17 protein-coding genes are annotated in these 17,576 nt (G+C 40.2%); 14 read left to right on the top strand and 3 right to left on the bottom strand.

Annotated elements, in window-relative coordinates; genetic code table 11:
• The first annotated feature begins 195 nt into the window (after positions 1-195).
• From murJ to ACHSBP_RS16070, 13 genes are all read left to right on the top strand, one after another.
• A complete protein-coding gene (gene murJ / locus ACHSBP_RS16130; protein ID WP_395389605.1) occupies positions 196-1,758 on the top strand; it encodes a murein biosynthesis integral membrane protein MurJ in 1,563 nt (520 codons plus the stop codon).
• 73 nt (positions 1,759-1,831) lie between these two features.
• Complete coding sequence (gene ribF, locus ACHSBP_RS16125; RefSeq protein ID WP_395389603.1) at positions 1,832-2,758, top strand: bifunctional riboflavin kinase/FAD synthetase; 927 nt, start codon at positions 1,832-1,834, stop codon at positions 2,756-2,758.
• A gap of 25 nt (positions 2,759-2,783) precedes the next feature.
• Positions 2,784-5,612, top strand: coding sequence for an isoleucine--tRNA ligase (gene ileS, locus ACHSBP_RS16120; RefSeq protein ID WP_395389602.1), 2,829 nt, complete (start codon positions 2,784-2,786; stop codon positions 5,610-5,612).
• 9 nt (positions 5,613-5,621) lie between these two features.
• Entirely contained in the window at positions 5,622-6,110 is a 489-nt protein-coding gene (gene lspA, locus ACHSBP_RS16115; RefSeq protein WP_395389601.1) for a signal peptidase II, read from the top strand.
• The gene (gene fkpB / locus ACHSBP_RS16110) at positions 6,107-6,547 is read left to right on the top strand and encodes an FKBP-type peptidyl-prolyl cis-trans isomerase (RefSeq protein ID WP_395389600.1); all 441 of its coding nucleotides are present in this window, start codon (positions 6,107-6,109) and stop codon (positions 6,545-6,547) included. The genes lspA and fkpB overlap by 4 nt, the downstream gene beginning before the upstream one ends.
• Entirely contained in the window at positions 6,547-7,476 is a 930-nt protein-coding gene (gene ispH, locus ACHSBP_RS16105) for a 4-hydroxy-3-methylbut-2-enyl diphosphate reductase (protein WP_010560651.1), read from the top strand. Before fkpB ends, ispH begins: the two co-directional genes overlap by 1 nt.
• 15 nt (positions 7,477-7,491) lie before the next feature.
• Positions 7,492-8,502: a sensor histidine kinase gene (locus ACHSBP_RS16100; protein WP_395389598.1), complete on the top strand. Its 1,011-nt coding sequence runs from the start codon at positions 7,492-7,494 to the stop codon at positions 8,500-8,502.
• 2 nt (positions 8,503-8,504) lie between these two features.
• Positions 8,505-9,212 carry a LytTR family DNA-binding domain-containing protein gene (locus tag ACHSBP_RS16095; protein ID WP_010560649.1) on the top strand — a complete coding sequence of 236 codons (708 nt, stop codon included), beginning with the start codon at positions 8,505-8,507 and terminating at the stop codon, positions 9,210-9,212.
• A 108-nt stretch (positions 9,213-9,320) separates the two neighbouring features.
• Complete coding sequence (gene pilV / locus ACHSBP_RS16090; RefSeq protein WP_010560648.1) at positions 9,321-9,887, top strand: type IV pilus modification protein PilV; 567 nt, start codon at positions 9,321-9,323, stop codon at positions 9,885-9,887.
• Between the two features lie 2 nt (positions 9,888-9,889).
• Positions 9,890-10,897, top strand: coding sequence for a PilW family protein (locus ACHSBP_RS16085; protein ID WP_010560647.1), 1,008 nt, complete (start codon positions 9,890-9,892; stop codon positions 10,895-10,897).
• The gene (locus ACHSBP_RS16080) at positions 10,885-11,352 is read left to right on the top strand and encodes a hypothetical protein (RefSeq protein WP_010560646.1); all 468 of its coding nucleotides are present in this window, start codon (positions 10,885-10,887) and stop codon (positions 11,350-11,352) included. The genes ACHSBP_RS16085 and ACHSBP_RS16080 overlap by 13 nt, the downstream gene beginning before the upstream one ends.
• A gap of 1 nt (position 11,353) precedes the next feature.
• Positions 11,354-14,476 carry a pilus assembly protein gene (locus tag ACHSBP_RS16075; RefSeq protein ID WP_021033072.1) on the top strand — a complete coding sequence of 1,041 codons (3,123 nt, stop codon included), beginning with the start codon at positions 11,354-11,356 and terminating at the stop codon, positions 14,474-14,476.
• Between the two features lie 2 nt (positions 14,477-14,478).
• A complete protein-coding gene (locus ACHSBP_RS16070; RefSeq protein ID WP_010560644.1) occupies positions 14,479-14,883 on the top strand; it encodes a type IV pilin protein in 405 nt (134 codons plus the stop codon).
• Between the two features lie 155 nt (positions 14,884-15,038).
• Here ACHSBP_RS16070 and ACHSBP_RS16065 read toward each other — a convergent pair whose 3' ends face one another.
• Positions 15,039-15,560, bottom strand: coding sequence for a GspH/FimT family pseudopilin (locus ACHSBP_RS16065; RefSeq protein ID WP_010560643.1), 522 nt, complete (start codon positions 15,558-15,560; stop codon positions 15,039-15,041).
• Between the two features lie 48 nt (positions 15,561-15,608).
• Positions 15,609-16,145: a GspH/FimT family pseudopilin gene (locus tag ACHSBP_RS16060; RefSeq protein WP_010560642.1), complete on the bottom strand. Its 537-nt coding sequence runs from the start codon at positions 16,143-16,145 to the stop codon at positions 15,609-15,611.
• A gap of 182 nt (positions 16,146-16,327) precedes the next feature.
• Between ACHSBP_RS16060 and glnB the strand changes: the two genes are divergently transcribed.
• Positions 16,328-16,666 carry a nitrogen regulatory protein P-II gene (gene glnB, locus ACHSBP_RS16055; RefSeq protein ID WP_010560641.1) on the top strand — a complete coding sequence of 113 codons (339 nt, stop codon included), beginning with the start codon at positions 16,328-16,330 and terminating at the stop codon, positions 16,664-16,666.
• 72 nt (positions 16,667-16,738) lie between these two features.
• On the opposite strand, the gene ACHSBP_RS16050 is transcribed toward glnB, so the two are convergent.
• Entirely contained in the window at positions 16,739-17,503 is a 765-nt protein-coding gene (locus ACHSBP_RS16050) for an outer membrane protein assembly factor BamD (RefSeq protein WP_010560640.1), read from the bottom strand.
• Between the last annotated feature and the right edge of the window lie 73 nt (positions 17,504-17,576).

The following is a 17,576-nucleotide window of genomic DNA, read 5'->3' as shown; positions in this document are numbered from 1 at the left end:
TTAGCTTAATTGCTGTACTGGCTTGCCTCAACCGAACAAGTGGCGGGAGTATATCAAATAAGCACTTAGCAATACTAGTACTTCACACGATAATTTATCGTTATAAACTGCATACGCGTGTGTCACCACATAAGAAGTTTGTGGCATACTGAGCAACTTAATTTTATTGTCGGTTATTAAAGCGTAGGGGGAGCAGTGGCAAAAGGCCTATTTCGTTCGGGCATGGTTGTGAGTTTAATGACCTTTATTTCCCGTATTTTAGGATTGGTTCGCGATGCGGTTACGGCTCATTTACTTGGCGCAGGTGCTGCTGCTGATATTTTTTTATTTGCTAATAAAATCCCCAACTTTTTACGTCGCCTCTTTGCCGAAGGAGCATTTGCACAAGCCTTTGTACCCGTATTAACTGAAGTAAAAGAAAAAGGCGGCGACAATGGGGTACGCGTATTTGTAGCCCAAGCAGCAGGCACACTCGGTACGGTGTTATTAATTGTCACAATGCTCGGGGTGTTAGGCTCAGGTGTAGTTGCCGCGATATTTGCACCGGGTTGGTACAACGAATATGTTACTGGCGGTGCCGAAGGGTTTAAGTATGAACTATTCAGTCAAATGCTTAAATTAACCTTTCCTTATTTGTTTTTTGTTAGTCTTGTGGCGTTATCTGGCGCAGTACTCAATGTCTACAACCAGTTTTCGGCTGCCGCTTTTACGCCTGTTTTATTAAATATCTCTATTATTGGTTGCGCATATTACTTTCACGATAAATTTGAGTTTGGTGCATTTGCTATGGCACTTGGTGTGTTTATCGGTGGCCTAGTACAGCTTTTGTTTCAACTGCCATTTTTACGAAAAAATAATGTGCTGGTAAAACCAACATTTGCGTGGCGCGATAAAAACGTAAAGAAAGTGCGTACGTTAATGTTACCTGCAATGTTTGGTGTTTCGGTAAGCCAAATCAACTTGTTGTTAGATACAGTGATTGCATCGTTCTTAGTTACCGGCTCAGTTGCTTGGCTTTATTATTCTGACCGTTTAATTGAATTTCCACTTGGCTTATTTGGTATTGGTATTGCGACAGTTATTTTGCCTACCTTGTCTAAGCTACATGTCAATGATGATCCTAAACAGTTTCAAGCCACAGTCGACTGGGGCGTACGTTTTGTTGTTTGGCTTGGTATTCCTGCCTGTTTCGGTTTAATAGTGTTAGCGCCTTTGATTATTAATGTATTGTTTGGTCACGGGGAATTTATGGCCAGCGGCAATCATATTGAAAAGGTGGCAATGGGTGTTACCGCGTATGCGTTTGGCCTGTTAAGTTTTATGTTGATTAAGGTGTTGGCCCCCGCTTTTTACGCGAAACAAAATACTAAAACACCAGCCAAAATTGGCGTAGCTGCAATGGTATTAAATATGGTGTTTAATTTAATACTAGCCCCAATGTTTGGCTATTTAGGTTTGGCGCTGGCAACATCGCTTTCTGCTACCTGTAATGCAATTTTACTCTATTACTTTTTGCACAAGCAGGGCGTTTATGGGGTGTCGAAAACCACTGTATGGTTCTTCGTTAAGTGTTTAATAGCCAGTATTTTAATGTTTTTAGCTGTTTCTCAATTACAGCACTATTTCCCATGGCAGCAGCAAGGTTTTATGCAACAAGTAGCTTTGTTAAGTGGATTTATCGTGGTCGCAGTAGTTGTTTATTTTTTATTGCTTGTGCTCATGGGTGTGCGATTCAGACAAATAAAAAATATTAACTGATAATCGAGTAAAAAAAGTCTATAATCGGGCGCTTAAATTTTAATTCACTTTTTTTGAGGTTTGCTAGTACGTAATGGAGTTAATCCGCGGTATACACAATATAAGGCCAAAACATAAAGGCTGTGTATTAACCATTGGTAATTTCGATGGTGTGCATTTAGGTCACCAAGCGGTTATCAAAGGGCTGATTCAAGATGCAAAACAATATCAATTGCCCAGTACGGTAATGATATTTGAACCTCAGCCACAAGAGTATTTTAGAAAAAGTGATGCACCAGCACGTTTAACACGTTTACGAGACAAACTAGCGTTATTGTCTCAATTAGGGGTGGAACGTGTTATTTGCATAAAATTTAATGAGAAATTTGCGAATCAATTTGCTGACGAGTTTGTTGAGCACGTACTGGTTGAAAAACTTGGCGTAGCAGCGTTAACTGTGGGCGATGATTTTCGATTTGGTAAAGGCCGCAGTGGCAATTATCAAATGTTACAAATAAGCGGTGCATCGCATGGCTTTAACGTAAAAAGTACCGCAAGCTTGCGACAAAAAGATTGTCGCGTGAGTAGCACTGCAATTCGCTTAGCATTGAGCCAAGGTGATATTCACTTGGCAAACGAAATGCTAGGCCGAACTTACAGTGTTATAGGTAAAGTGGTACATGGCTGGAAGAAGGGTCGAGAACTAGGCTTTCCGACGGCAAATATTCCGCTTAAACGACAAGTTAGTCCGTTAAGTGGTGTGTACTGTGTACAAGTCACAGTAGCAAGTAAGATTTATTACGGGGTTGCTAATATTGGCACTAAGCCAACATTTAATGGCAAGCGCACCCTTTTAGAAGCGCACCTTTTTGATTTTAATTGTGACCTTTATGGTCAGATTATCGAAGTTGCACCTGTGCATAAACTTCGAGATGAAATAAAGTTTGATAGCTTTGCCCAGTTAACAGCGCAAATTTCGCGTGATGTTGACGATGCAAAAGCCTATTTTGATTTAATTTAGTAGCCGATACGGAAAGTAGAATTAAATGAGCGACTACAAACATACCTTAAATTTGCCGGAAACTGAGTTTCCAATGCGTGGTAACTTAGCAAAACGCGAACCACAAATGCTTAAATCTTGGTACGAAAAAGACTTATATGGTCAAATTCGCACCGCTAAGAAAGGCAAGAAATCTTTCATTTTGCACGACGGCCCTCCGTATGCGAATGGCAATATTCACCTAGGTCACTCTGTAAATAAAATTCTTAAAGACATTATTATTAAGTCTAAGACGCTTTCAGGCTTTGATGCACCGTATGTTCCAGGTTGGGACTGCCACGGTTTACCAATTGAGCTACAAGTAGAAAAGAAAGTAGGCAAGCCAGGTAAAAAAGTGTCTGTTGCCGAATTCCGCGAAAAGTGCCGCGACTACGCTAAAAAGCAAGTTGAAGGGCAAAAGGCAGACTTTAAACGCCTTGGCGTATTCGGTGATTGGGACAAGCCTTATTTAACAATGAACTTCGACTTTGAAGCAAACGCGATTCGCGTATTAGGCCGTATTATTAAAAACGGTCACCTTCATAAAGGGTCTAAGCCAGTTCATTGGTGTACTGATTGTGGTTCGGCACTTGCTGAAGCAGAAGTTGAATACCAAGATAAGCAATCACCTGCAATTGACGTTAAGTTTACTTTTGTTGATGAAGCAGCACTTATCTCTAAATTTAATTTAGCTGATGGTCATGAAGGTGAAGGCGATATTAGCATTGTTATTTGGACTACTACACCTTGGACACTGCCTGCTAACCGTGCAGTTGCAGTGCATGAAGGTCTTGAGTACAGCTTAGTGCAAATTGAAACTGAACAAGGTAAACAGCGTTTAGTATTAGCATCTGATCTTGTTAAAGATGCAATGGATCGTTACGGCGTGGATAAGTTCCATGCACTTGGTTATTGTCAAGGTTCAGACCTTGAATTATTGCAAACAAATCACCCATTCTACGATTTTACGGTTCCTGTGATTTTAGGCGAGCACGTAACTACTGATTCTGGTACGGGCGCGGTTCACACAGCACCTGGCCACGGTCAAGAAGACTTTGTGGTGGGTCAGCAATATAACTTAGAAGTAGCTAACCCTGTGGGTGCAAATGGTGTGTATTTACCTGATACTGAACTATTTGCAGGCCAACATGTATTTAAAGCGAATGCGAGCGTAATTGACGTATTAACTGAGAAAGGCGCATTAATGCATCATCATGCACTTAATCACAGTTACCCGCATTGCTGGCGTCATAAAACGCCAATTATTTTCCGTGCAACGCCGCAGTGGTTCGTTAGTATGGATCAGGCTAATTTACGTCAAGATTCATTAAACGAAATCAAAAAGACTCAGTGGCTACCAGAGTGGGGCGAAAGCCGCATTGCGAACATGGTTGAAGGCCGCCCAGATTGGTGTATTTCACGTCAGCGTACGTGGGGTGTGCCAATTGCACTATTTGTTGATAAAGATACTGGTAGCCTACACCCGAATACTGCCGAGCTTATCGAGCAAGTTGCTGCAAAGGTGGAAGAAAAGGGTATTCAAGCTTGGTATGACTTAGAAGTAACTGAGCTATTAAGTGCTGAAGACGCAGAGCAATACGTAAAAGTACAAGACACGTTAGATGTTTGGTTTGATTCAGGTGTAACACACGCATGTGTTGTCGATGCTCGTGAAGAACTAACAGGTCCTGCTGATTTATATCTTGAAGGTTCTGACCAACACCGTGGTTGGTTTATGTCGTCAATGATGACATCAGTTGCGATTAATGGTCACGCACCATATAAGCAAGTGCTTACACATGGTTTTACAGTTGACCAAAATGGTCGCAAGATGTCGAAGTCATTGGGTAACGTAATTTCGCCGCAAGATATCATGAACAAAATGGGTGCAGATATCCTACGTTTATGGGTTGCGTCTACTGATTACACAGCAGAGATGACAGTTTCAGACGAAATCTTCAAACGTTCAGCAGATCGTTACCGCCGTATCCGTAATACTGCACGTTACTTGTTAGCGAATCTAAATGGTTTTAATCCAGAAACAGATATGGTTGCAGCAGATGAAATGGTTGCTCTTGATCGTTGGATCTTAGACCGTGCCGCTGTATTACAAGACGAGCTAGTTGCAGCATACGATGAATATCAAATGCTGGTAGTAACACAAAAGCTAATGAACTTCTGTACCGTTGAACTTGGTTCATTCTACTTAGATGTCATTAAAGACCGTCAGTACACAGCAAAAGCTGACAGTGTTGCACGTCGTTCATGTCAAACTGCGCTTTACCATATTGCTGAAGCAATGACGCGCTGGATGGCACCGATCATGAGCTTCACAGCGCAAGAAATCTGGCAAGTACTACCAGGTAAGCGTGATGAGTTTGTATTTACAGGCGAATGGTACCAAGGTCTGGTGAAAGCAGATTCAGCTAAGCTAGATAATGCTTTCTGGCAGCAACTCTTAGAAGTGCGCGCCGAGGTAAACAAAGTACTTGAAGCTGCACGTAAAGAAGAGAAAATCGGCGCAACATTGCAAGCAGAAGTTACCTTGTATGTGGGAGCTGAGCTTGAAGCGCAATTGAATGCGCTTGGCGATGAGTTACGCTTCGTATTGCTTACTTCAAAAGCTGCTGTTGAAAATAAAGAAAACCGTCCAGCAGATGCGGTTGCAAGCGAAATTGACGGTTTGTTTATTTCGGTAGCAGCAACATCAGCAGAAAAGTGTGAGCGCTGTTGGCATTACTGCGATGATGTAGGCACTCACGAAGAACACAAAGATATTTGTGGCCGCTGTGTAACCAACGTAGATGGCGAAGGTGAAGTTCGTCAATTTGCATAGGGGATTTGTGTGTTAAAAGGACGTAGTGGCCTAATTTGGTTAGTGCTCAGTATCACTTTGCTGGCACTAGACCAGATTACTAAATGGATAGTGAGCACAGAAATGTCTCTCTACCAAACAATTGATATTCTGCCAGTATTTAATTTCACTTATGTGCACAACTATGGTGCTGCATTTAGCTTTTTAAGCGAAGCGGGTGGCTGGCAAAAATACTTTTTTAGTATAATCGCAGTGACGATCAGTGTACTGCTGATTTATTGGCTAAAAAAATTACCAGCAACTAACAAATTACTATGCAGTGCGTACGCATTAGTGTTAGCAGGTGCAATTGGTAATTTGATTGATCGCTTAGTACATGGATACGTAATAGACTTTCTACATGTATATTACCAGCAATATGATTTCCCTGTGTTTAATATTGCTGATGTTGCAATCAGCATTGGCGCAGCGTTGCTGTTACTTGATGCGTTTTTTGAGCAAAAAGAGAGCGATAAATGACAGATTTAAAGATTGGTGAAAACTCAGAAGTAATTTTTCACTTTTCAATCAAATTAGAAGATGGCTCAGCTGCCGATTCAACGAAAGTTCATAACAAACCAGCTAAATTAGTGATGGGTGATGGTAGCTTAACTGCAAATTTTGAAAAGTGTTTGCTAGGCTTATGCGCAGGCGATGAAAAAAGCTTTACGCTGGCGCCAGAAGATGCATTTGGTATGCCTAATCCTGATAATGTTTACTATGTTGACCGCAGTAAATTTGGTTCAGATACACCGGCTGAAGTAGGCGCAATTATCGCGTTTACACAACCTGATGGCACCGACCTTCCTGGTTTAATTCGCGAAGTGGCGGGTGACTCTGTAACGGTTGATTTTAATCATCCATTAGCGGGACAACAGGTTGAGTTTGAAGTTGAAATTTTAGAAGTGCGAAATTAATGAAAATTTTGTTAGCAAACCCTCGTGGCTTTTGCGCAGGGGTTGATAGAGCGATTAGCATTGTTGAACGTGCTTTAGACTTATTTAAGCCGCCTATTTACGTGCGTCACGAAGTTGTGCATAACAAATATGTGGTTAATCGTCTTAAGGATCGCGGTGCAATTTTTGTTGAAGAATTGCACCAGGTACCTGACGATAACATTGTTATTTTTAGCGCTCACGGCGTATCGCAAGCGGTACGCAAAGAGGCTAAACGTCGCGAGCTTAAAGTGTTTGATGCAACCTGTCCACTTGTCACAAAAGTGCATATGGAAGTAACACGCGCTAGCCGCAAAGGCACAGAATGTGTGTTAATTGGTCACCATGGTCACCCAGAGGTGGAAGGTACTATGGGTCAGTACGACAATGATGACGGCGGCATTTACTTGGTGGAAACACCAGAAGATGTAGCAACACTTTCAGTGAAAGATGCGGATAACTTGTTCTACTGTAGCCAAACAACACTGTCGGTGGATGATACTGCTGATGTGATTGATGCGCTGCGAGTAAAATTCCCAAACATTCATGGTCCGCGTAAAGACGATATTTGCTATGCAACACAAAATCGCCAAGATGCGGTGCGTGATTTAGCCGATAAGAGTGATTTAGTATTAGTGGTTGGCGCTAAAAACAGTTCTAACTCAAATCGTTTACGTGAGTTAAGTGCAAAAGTAGGAACACCTGCACACTTAATTGATGATGCAAGCGTAATGGAACAAGTCTGGTTTGAAGGTGTAACGAGTGTCGGTGTAACAGCAGGAGCATCTGCACCAGAAGTCTTGGTGCAACAAGTGGTAGACCAACTTAAAGCATGGGGTGGCACAGAAGCAATTGAAAACCCAGGTGAAGAAGAAAATATCATCTTTGCGGTACCTGCTGAATTGAGATAACGACAAGGCTTGCTAATGATTTCGATGAATCAAATTAAAGGCGATTTATTAGCAAGCTTACTTAATGACCGCGCACTGTTAGCAGTAATTATTGTCGGCCAACTGTTGGCCGTTATTTTAACCTTCTCACCTCTTATTCACCGCGACCCTTGGATTGCCCTCGCACCCGTTAGTCTGTTTATTCATTTTGTTTCACTCACCAGTTTAACGTCAATTTATTTGCTTAAAAGTCAGTTGCAAAAAGCAAGTTATCAGCAGCAACTTATTGTACTAGTCCTACTTATATGCGGTTTTACAGTTGCAACCAGCTACTTTGTTTATTCGTTTGAGATTTTAGATGACATTTCGCTGCTCGAATTTTTAACACGAAATTTGCTTATCGCGTTTATAATCGCAATGCTTTACGCGCAATTTAGCATTATGCATGCAGAGCGCAGCCATTCAGAACAAGTCGCCACTAAGGCGCAGTTAAGTTCGTTACAAGCTCGGATCAGACCACACTTTTTGTTTAACAGTCTTAATATGGCAGCTGAATTGGTGTATCACGATGCACAAGATGCTGAAAAAACAATTTTAGCGCTGGCAGACTTATCCCGTGCTGCAATGCATTGCGATGAAGCGATTTTACTTGAAAAAGACGTATTATTAGCCCAACAATATATGCTAGTTGAGTCTTGGCGCTTTGGTGATAGATTAACCGTTGATTGGCAAATTCCAGAGCACTTACCTGAACTTAAAATACCTGCGTTGACTATTCAGCCTCTTTTAGAAAATGCGATTTGCCATGGCGTTGAGCCAAGTGTGAGTTCATCGCATATTTCAGTGCAATTATTAGTAAGTAACAGTTCAGTGTCGCTCATTGTCGATAATCCGTACTTGCCTGAAGCATCTAAATCGAGGCCTAGCAATGGTATTGCGGTAGAGAATATTAAAGAGCGGCTGCAAATGTATTTTGGTAAACGGGCAAAATTGACTCATTTTGTTCAAGGCGATAGTTTTCGCACTAAGTTGGTGATCCCGAGATAGCAATGAATGTATTAATTGTTGATGATGAACCGTTAGCGCGCGCGCGGATCGCACGTTTACTGCAAAAATTAAGACCAGACTTTAACATAATGTCGCTTGCGGAAAACGCTGAGCAGGCGTTACTGGCGTGTAGCGACTTAGTGCCAGATTTAGCATTGCTTGATATCGAAATGCCTGGATTATCAGGGATAGAACTTGCTGAAAAATTGAAAGAATTTAACCCACCGCCCGCGATTATTTTTATCACCGCTTACCCAGATAAAGCGCTTCCTGCGTTTGCGGTAGCACCGCAAGGATATTTAGTTAAACCGATTGATGAAGTTGCACTTGCAAAAGCGATAGATGGTCTGAAAATTTCACATCGCGCGCAAACTGCTTTAAAGCAGCAGGCCGCTATTGAGTACATCGAAGGTGGAATTCACAAAAGTGTGTTGGTATCAGATGTTCGACTCGTTCGTTCGGAAGATAAATACTTGCGTGTCATTACGCCAAATACAAGCGTATTAATTGAAGGTTCGTTAAAAAAACTCTTATCAGAATTTGAATCTTACTTTGTGAGAGTGCACCGCAACACAATTGTTAATCAAAGCTACTTGACCGAAATTGGCCAAGATCACAACAAGCACTGGCTTAAACTATTAGATTTTAATGAAAAAGTAGAAGTTAGCAGACGCGAGTGGCCGCATATTAAACAGCTAATTCAGCAATAACTACCGTTTATCTGAAATCTTAACCGTTAACACCCTGTTAATTGAGTTTCATATTTCGTTCAGCGATTATTAAGCTAGAAAATTTTCAGCTTAAAGGATGAATGAAAAATGAGAGCAAACTCGTCACCTTTTTCCTCATTACCAAGGCAACAAGCAAACAAAGGCTTCACACTTATTGAAGTGCTTGTAGCTTTTATTATTTTGACAGTGGGTTTACTTGGCACTGTAGCGTTGCAAACTAATGCAAAGCAGGCCAGTTACGATGCTAACCAACGTAGTGCAGCGTTGGCGCTCGCTAACGATATAATGGAAAGAATTAGAGCGAACGACACAGCAGATATCGTAGTTAACTATAGTAAAACTTTTAGTTATAAAAATACACCTGTGTCGAAAAATTGTTTAAATATACGTTGTTCTTCGAGTGATATTGCAGAATATGATCTTTCTCAATGGCAAAAAGCGTTACGTGTTGCAGATAACACAGGAACACTTGCAAATGGCACTGTATGTATTAGACCTACGGCGGATGACAATGGTGTTTTTCTCAGAGTAGTGGTGGCTTGGCAAGGACGACAAAAACTAACTGAAGCTACAAATAAAGATATTCAGTGTGGGACGATTTCAAACCGTAGAACTGTTGTATTGGATAGTTATGTGTTTATGAGGGAGGCTTGATAATGACCAAAAGTAACTTACAAAACCAGCTAGGTTTTACAATGCTTGAATTGCTACTTTCTTTGTTTGTCGGTGGTTTTGTGCTTGCCGGTGTCATGTTCACTTATATGGGCATGAAGATGAGTACTTCCGATACTTTAGATATGGGAGAGCTCCAGGAGTCAGGTAGACTGGCTATGGATATATTAAAAAGAGATATCGAGTTAGCCGGCTTTTGGGGGAATTTTTTGCTTACACCCAATGCTTCTTTTCTAACTAATGCTCCTCCGAGCTCTCCATCAGACGATTGCTTCGAAGGTGTTAACAATGGAACATTTCCAGAATTGGGTTCCAATTCTGCTTTTAAAGTATTTTATTCAAAAGAAGCAGAGTCATCAAATGAACTAAGTTGTATAAGTAGTCCAACTTCGGGTAGTGATATTCTTCAAGTTAAGCGTGTTTTGGGTGAAGAAGTTACTGGAGCCACTGTTTCTTCAAATACTTACTTTATTGGCACTCCCCAAACGGCACGTTTTTTAAGAGGGACTGGAGGCGGGCTGAGCACCAGTGGGAATGCAAAAGTTTGGGAGTATGCACACAATGTATATTTTGTTCAGGATCAGTCATACACACTTAATGGTAAAGCTGTAGAAGTACCGACATTAAGGCGAATGCGTCTCTCAAATGGAGAGATGATTTCTGAAACAGTGATGGAAGGAGTTGAAAATATTCGTTTTTTGTTTGGTTTAGACACAAATAGTGATTCACGTGTGGATATGTATAAAACATCATCACAAATGTCTCAGACTGACTGGGACCAACAAAACGCAGTCGTTACCAGTGTTCAAATTTTTATACTTGTTAGAACGCTTGAAGAGGATAGAGATAATCCTCCAGGAAGTCAGACTTTTATCTTGGGTGGAGAAGGCGAACATACAAGAAGGTTAAGCTTTGATGATAACTTCAGACGTAAACTATTAACATCAACTGTACGCTTAGTAAATGTGGGGACAGATCAATGGGCAATTTAAATAAACAAAAGGGTGTTGTTCTTGTTGGTGCAATATTAATGATTTTAATGGTATCAGGAATAGCTGTTAGCGTTATGAGTGGCAGTGCTCTCGATAGTAAGATGATTATCGCTACGCAGGAAAGCTATATGACAGAGTCAGTCGCACGAGGTAATACTGAAGAGGCCATTAAAGATGAATTGGCGAAAAAGTCGGGCAATAGATTTCTAATGAAGAAAAGAGCTTATCCGTCAGAGTCCATCACGCTCTCTACATCGGGGTCTAACATTGTAATGGTTAATGAAAATAACAGTACTGTATCGGATTTATTAGATTGTCCGCCACGTTTTGCGCCAACACCAAGGATGAAATGTAATTACTTAAAGTTAATTACTTCAAAAAGTTATGGTAAAGGGAATAAACATACGATGACACTAAATACGGGTATTGAACAAGAAATGATGGGAGGTTCTTAAAATGATAGCTAAATCGTATACGAAAATGAGAGTTTTAGTTTGTTTTCTTATTTCTATTCTTTGTTTGAGTCCGAACGCGTTTGCAGAGGACATTGAGCTATACATTAATGCACTTTTACAAGAGAAAGAGAAAGCGAGAGTAATGTTGATGTTTGATACTTCAGGCAGTATGCAATACTCGTCAGTTAACGGTAATAGATGTCGTGACTTTTATAACAATACAATTGATTGCGTTAGTAAAACAGTAAATGGAAGCGTTTTTAAATGTCGTGATGGTTATAATGCTACCTATAAAGAATGTCCTGCAAGTCGTTTACAGGTCGCCAAAGAAGCAGTAACTAGTGTTATTGAAGATTCAAAAGATGTTGAATTCGGTATTGGTATTTTTGATAGTTATGTTAGCTATATAGTTGCGGGAATTGGAAAGAAATCAAAAGCTGACTTAAAAACAATCGTCAACAACTTAGATGGCTCTGGTGGTACGCCGATAACAGATTCAGCTTATCAAGCATATAGTTACTTTAGTGGTGGCCCCGTGTTTGAAAGAGGGTATTTAGACAGCGAACGTGACAAATCGATAGAAAAAGACGGGTATTACATTTCCCCTTTTGCAAATCTAACAGGCCCAAACGGAAGTTATCAACCACGTTGTGATAATGATGCATACTTCATTATGATGACCGATGGTGATCCTAGTTCAAGCGGTAACTATCACAATGCTGCTGCTTCAATACAAGGTCTGTTACCGGATGCCAGTTACACAGATGCAACATACACAGACAAAAATGGAAACGTATATACTCTAGCCGCAATGTATCAGCATTTTCCACGAATTGCTGAATTTATGGCGAATAACGATGTTTACTCAAAAGACCAAAAAACAAATAATATTAAAACTTTCACTATTGGTTTTGGTAACGGTATGAGCGAGAAAGGTCAAGGGATGCTAGAGGCCGCGGCTAAAAAAGGAGATGGTGATTATTATGATACCAGCGATCCGACTCAGTTAAACACGAACTTAAAGGCAACATTGCGGAAAATAGTTGAAGTATCGGGTAACTTTACATCTCCATCCGTTGCAGCGAGTCAGAGTGATAGCACTCGAACGAAAGAGTATGTTTATTACTCACTGTTTTCGCCGTTAGGTTCATCTCGTTGGAATGGTAACATTAAAAAGCTGAAAATTAATGGATACAATATTGTTGATCAGGACAATAAGAACGCAATTAATAGCAAAGGTGAAATAGATAAAGAGGCTAAAACATTTTGGCGCGATTATGAGCCGAGCGAAGGAGATGTTCCTTCCAAAGATGGCAGTAATGTAATGTTAGGTGGATTAGATGAGCAAATTACAAATCCTGTTCAACGAAAAATATTCACGGACTTGGGGGATTTCAGTAGCGAAAATACAACTGTTCTAGCGAAGATAAAGGTTGCACTCAAAGATTATTCTGGTAGCAGTGCTACTGATCAGGAAGCCAAAGACATGATGGATTGGATGAGGGGCATTGAAAAAAATGAAGAAGGTGAAGTCGCTTTACGTGACCATATATTAGGAGATGCACTTCATTCAAAGCCTGCGGCCATTACATATGGCACTGCGGGCAATGACAGTAATGACTCGACATATTTACTGTTTGGTACTAATGCTGGCTTTGTCCATTTTTTTGAAGATACTAGTGAAACTAAAGCAACGGAAGTTTGGTCATTTATTCCTTCTGAGTTGTTTAGTATTCAACCTGGCTTAAGAGATAATATTCCAGGTAAGTTGTATGGAATGGATCTAACACCGACTATCTATCATGATGATGCTAATGGTGACGGTAAAGTTAACTCAACAGAAAAAGTTTGGGCATTTATGGGGATGCGAAGAGGCGGTAGCACTTATTATGCGTTAGATATTTCCGACCGCCAGAATCCGAAGCTACTCTGGGCCAAGGGGGCATCTGATTATCCTAATTTAGGGCAAACCTGGTCTCAACCTAGGGTGATTTATATAAATTTACCATCCTACGCAGAAAAACCATTGTTAGTATTTGGTGCAGGCTATGATAAGGAGCAATTTGAAAATGGTGCCAGCAATACTGTTGGAGCTGGTGTATACATTGTAGATGCTGAAACAGGTAATGAGGTATGGAGCACTGATGACATTTCATTTGACGGCAATGACAGTATTGTTGGAAGAATTGCGACGTTGGATTCAGATTATGATGGATACACAGATAGGCTATACGCAGCGGATACCGGTGGTAAAGTTTGGCGTATCGATTTAGCTGGCTCTAACACCTCTGATTGGTCTGCATTTGAATTCGCTAGCTTGCCAGGTAAATTCTTTTATCAACCAGAGGTTGCACGCAGTTATTACAGCAGGGTGACAACCTTTAGAACTGATAACCAAGTCGTTAGTGCAACACGTATGATAGTTCCATTTGAAGCTGTAGTAATAGGTAGTGGTGATAGAACTAGTCCTTTAGATCAGTCCAGTAATGATAGTTTGTACATGATGCGAGACATCAATGTTATTACAGAATCATTTAAATCTAATCCGCCAGCGAGTATTGACTCGGATGATTTAATGGCGATTGATACATCGACATTTGGTAGCTTAACATCAGCACCAGATGACTTTATTGCTAAAGAAGCTGAGTTAGCAAAGTATAGTGGATGGAAATATGCACTATCTGGAATGGGTGAAAAAGCTTTAGCTAAGCCAGCGATAATTGGAGGAGTTGCTTATTTTCCGACTTTTATGGCTGGTTCTCCAAATACAGATGAATGTTCGCTAACTGGTGGCACTGGCCGTTTATATGCACTTCATTTACACTATGCAGTTAATGTATACAAGGATACATACACTGAAACGGGCGATAGTATTCCTCCTACACCAGAATTAGTTTTTTCTGAGGATGGTGACGAAAAGTCTCAGTTCTTGCTTATTGGTATTGGAGCAGGTGAAAACAATTCAGGCATTATAAAGGCGAAATCGATTAATGACAGTGCTGTCCCAGAACTCGTTTGCGACGAAAATGGTGAAAATTGTAAGATTAATTTAACAAGTGGCTTTGCTGGTTTTAAAACACATCGCAGCTACATGTATCGTGAAACAAGTAACAAGGTTAATTAGTAATGAAAAAACACGAAGGCTTTACTTTGATTGAAGTGATAATAGTAGTTGGAATAATAGGGTTTTTATCAGCTCTTGCATATCCTTCTTACGTTAATTACCTTTACAAAGGCTCGCGTGCAGAGGCAATGACTTCTCTTTTAGACATCGCAAGTAGGCAAGAGCAGTTTTTCGCAGATAACCATAGATATACGTCAGCACTAAGTGATTTGGGAGTGTCAGATAAAAGCGATTCGGGGCTATTTACTCTTACGCTTACTTCTGACGGAACTGCATTTTCTGTAACAGCTAGTCCGCTTGATTATCCTGCCACAAAAGACCCTGAATGCTCCAGTTTTAAGATTGATGATTTGGGTCAAAAAACATCAAGCGGTTCAGGTGGCGATGCAACCTGCTGGAACAGGTAAAATGTTATTCTGACTCAGGATGGAAGATGTTAAATAAAAAGCACCCAGCGGGGTGCTTTTTTGTGTTACTCGAACATGTTGGCATTATTTAATTTTAAAGGGAGAATATACTGTTAATGAATTATTAGTGCTTCAATTAATAGGAGTTTTGTGCGCTATAAATCAGGAGTTGTACACCTATCAGAGTCTCGAATACGCACTCGACCTACTTGACTAACTGTGATTTGGTTACCAGTTAGACGAGGGTAAGTTTTATTACAGTAAATGAAGCTGCCTGATTGCATAAAACTGATTGAACCATTTGGTCTATATGTTATGGCTTGGCGAGGGTAGGAAAGCTCATCGTTAATATTGATTTTATCTAGGACTTTTATTATTTGTTCGTTTTCATCCAAAGATAAATTCGCGTTTAAATCGTTAAAAGTAAAAATTTTATTGTTCCAACTTTTTGTACAGCTTCCAGATATAAGGGGACAAGTTGTCACATAGGTTGAATTAGATACTGCCACAGCTCTAGCTAAATGCATCGTTTTTAAAATAGTATACATTGAACTATCTAGGCGGTTTTGGGCTGCAACGCGAGATAAATTAGGTAGAGTAAGACTTGCTAATGTGCCGATTAAAGCAACTGACACTAATACCTCTACAAGGGAATAACCATCCGTATAATGCTTCATCCTTGAAGCCTTAATAAATATTAAATTGTATCTACAAGGGTAGTATAATTATACGGTGCCGCAAGTTAATACATTACGTCCTAATTTCCAAGTATTACCCGATAAACTTATTTGAAGTGCTGACGTATTGTCATTGTTTCCATTTGGGCAAATTACAAACTGATGTTCTTGGTTTACTCTACCTTGACCATCAATGGTAATTGCAGTAGTGCCTTTACCTTGAATCACATTGTCGAGAGAGTTGGGCAATGACATAGTTCTAATCAGAAGATCTGTATCTGTATTCAAGTTAAAATCTTGTTCTTTATCAACAAAAGCAACTATTGGATTGTTCTTCCAATCAGAAGAGCAACCCCCTCCGCCATTCGGGTTTGCTATAGGGCAAATTACGACAAACTCATCTGTAGTTGTAGCTTTTGCTCGAGCGTATTTGATTGTTCTGCTAAATTCGGTAATAAAATTATCGGCACGATCTGATTCCATGACTGAGCCTAAATTCGGTAGTGCTATTGCTGCTACTATGCCTAAAATAGCAACAGCGATCATGACTTCAAGTAACGTGACACCTTGTTGTACATATTTCATATTTTGTACCTCCTTTAGTAATTATACGCTTTTGAAAAATCCAGACTAGTAGATTGTATAATTCTTTTAGAACAGTTATTTATATTGATGAAAATAATTACCAATATGTCTATAAGTAAATACCTTGAATTGATTAGTTAACGCGATAGAATGGTGGCATTAAGCATATTGGAAACATATCTATGAAAAAAATAGAAGCAATCATCAAACCATTTAAACTCGATGACGTTCGTGAAGCGCTGTCAGAAATCGGCATCACAGGTATGACGGTATGCGAGGTGAAAGGTTTTGGTAGGCAAAAAGGGCATACCGAACTGTATCGCGGCGCCGAGTACATGGTGGACTTTTTACCGAAAGTAAAATTAGATATTGTACTTGCCGATGAAGATGTAGACCGTGCCGTTGATGTTATTGTAGAAACGGCGCAAACAGGCAAAATTGGTGATGGTAAGATATTCGTTTCTGATATTGAGCGCGTGGTACGTATTCGTACAAAAGAAGAAGACGAAGCTGCTATATAAACTTATTTTTTTAAGCTTTTAAACATAAAAAAGGGACTGAACTAGCCCCTTTTTTGCATACCAAGTGCACGTTTATTTGTTTGCATCTAGCACGGCTTGTGCATTATTTTTTAACTCACTCAGCCCAAGCTTATCGTAGCTTTTTACCATTAGCTCAAGGGCTTGTTTGGTATAACTGCTTTTTGAAAAGTGCTCTACTACATACTTACAGCGGTTTGCCGCCGCAAGGTATGCCTCACGATCATAATAATAGTTTGCCACTTTTAGCTCGTAACGTGCCATTTTATTAAGCAGCCACGCCATGCGTTTTTTGGCTTCGGTAGTGTATTTACTGTCAGGGTAATTTTTAACAAGCGTAGCAAAATCTTCGTATGCGATTCGTGTGCGCTTGGTGTCGCGATCAGCGCGATCAATACCAAAATACTCTTGGAATGCGTTTTCATGAGCTTTAATATTTACTAAACCACGCATGTAATACATGTAATCTAAATCTTTGTGATTTGGGTTTAATTTAATAAAACGGTCAATGGTTGCCGTAGCCTGTTCGGTATTATTTGATTGATAATAGGCGTAAATAAGGTCCATCTGAACTTGTTTTGATAGCGGTCCAAATGGGTAGCGTGAGTCAATCGCGCTTAGTAACTCGATTGCGCGTACATATAAACCTGAATCAAGCGTTTCTTTGGCATCTTGATAAAGTGCCTGTGGCGATTTATTCGGAACTCTTTGAATGTCTTCTTCGTCCGGCGCTGAAGAACATGCTGATAACACTGAGATTGCAAGCGCTAGCGCTAATGAACGTTTACTAAGCGAACGCTTCCCAACTACGTTTGTCATTAAAATACACCTTTTTATTATCTTGTTTGGGATTCCACCCTAGGCTCAGTCAGCAAAACCGAGTAAACTATGC

The organism is Pseudoalteromonas sp. XMcav1-K (assembly GCF_044005875.1).
Lineage (GTDB): Bacteria > Pseudomonadota > Gammaproteobacteria > Enterobacterales > Alteromonadaceae > Pseudoalteromonas > Pseudoalteromonas spongiae.
Note: the sequence above shows the minus strand (reverse complement) of the source record. Positions and strands in the feature narration are given on the sequence as shown.

Coding starts and splice junctions, on each gene's coding strand:
- ribF (WP_395389603.1), top strand. CDS start 1,832: ATGGAGTTAATCCGCGGTATACACAATATAAGGCCAAAACATAAAGGC.
- ileS (WP_395389602.1), top strand. CDS start 2,784: ATGAGCGACTACAAACATACCTTAAATTTGCCGGAAACTGAGTTTCCA.
- fkpB (WP_395389600.1), top strand. CDS start 6,107: ATGACAGATTTAAAGATTGGTGAAAACTCAGAAGTAATTTTTCACTTT.
- ispH (WP_010560651.1), top strand. CDS start 6,547: ATGAAAATTTTGTTAGCAAACCCTCGTGGCTTTTGCGCAGGGGTTGAT.
- ACHSBP_RS16100 (WP_395389598.1), top strand. CDS start 7,492: ATGATTTCGATGAATCAAATTAAAGGCGATTTATTAGCAAGCTTACTT.
- ACHSBP_RS16095 (WP_010560649.1), top strand. CDS start 8,505: ATGAATGTATTAATTGTTGATGATGAACCGTTAGCGCGCGCGCGGATC.
- pilV (WP_010560648.1), top strand. CDS start 9,321: ATGAGAGCAAACTCGTCACCTTTTTCCTCATTACCAAGGCAACAAGCA.
- ACHSBP_RS16085 (WP_010560647.1), top strand. CDS start 9,890: ATGACCAAAAGTAACTTACAAAACCAGCTAGGTTTTACAATGCTTGAA.
- ACHSBP_RS16080 (WP_010560646.1), top strand. CDS start 10,885: ATGGGCAATTTAAATAAACAAAAGGGTGTTGTTCTTGTTGGTGCAATA.
- ACHSBP_RS16075 (WP_021033072.1), top strand. CDS start 11,354: ATGATAGCTAAATCGTATACGAAAATGAGAGTTTTAGTTTGTTTTCTT.
- ACHSBP_RS16070 (WP_010560644.1), top strand. CDS start 14,479: ATGAAAAAACACGAAGGCTTTACTTTGATTGAAGTGATAATAGTAGTT.
- ACHSBP_RS16065 (WP_010560643.1), bottom strand. CDS start 15,560: ATGAAGCATTATACGGATGGTTATTCCCTTGTAGAGGTATTAGTGTCA.
- ACHSBP_RS16060 (WP_010560642.1), bottom strand. CDS start 16,145: ATGAAATATGTACAACAAGGTGTCACGTTACTTGAAGTCATGATCGCT.
- glnB (WP_010560641.1), top strand. CDS start 16,328: ATGAAAAAAATAGAAGCAATCATCAAACCATTTAAACTCGATGACGTT.
- ACHSBP_RS16050 (WP_010560640.1), bottom strand. CDS start 17,503: ATGACAAACGTAGTTGGGAAGCGTTCGCTTAGTAAACGTTCATTAGCG.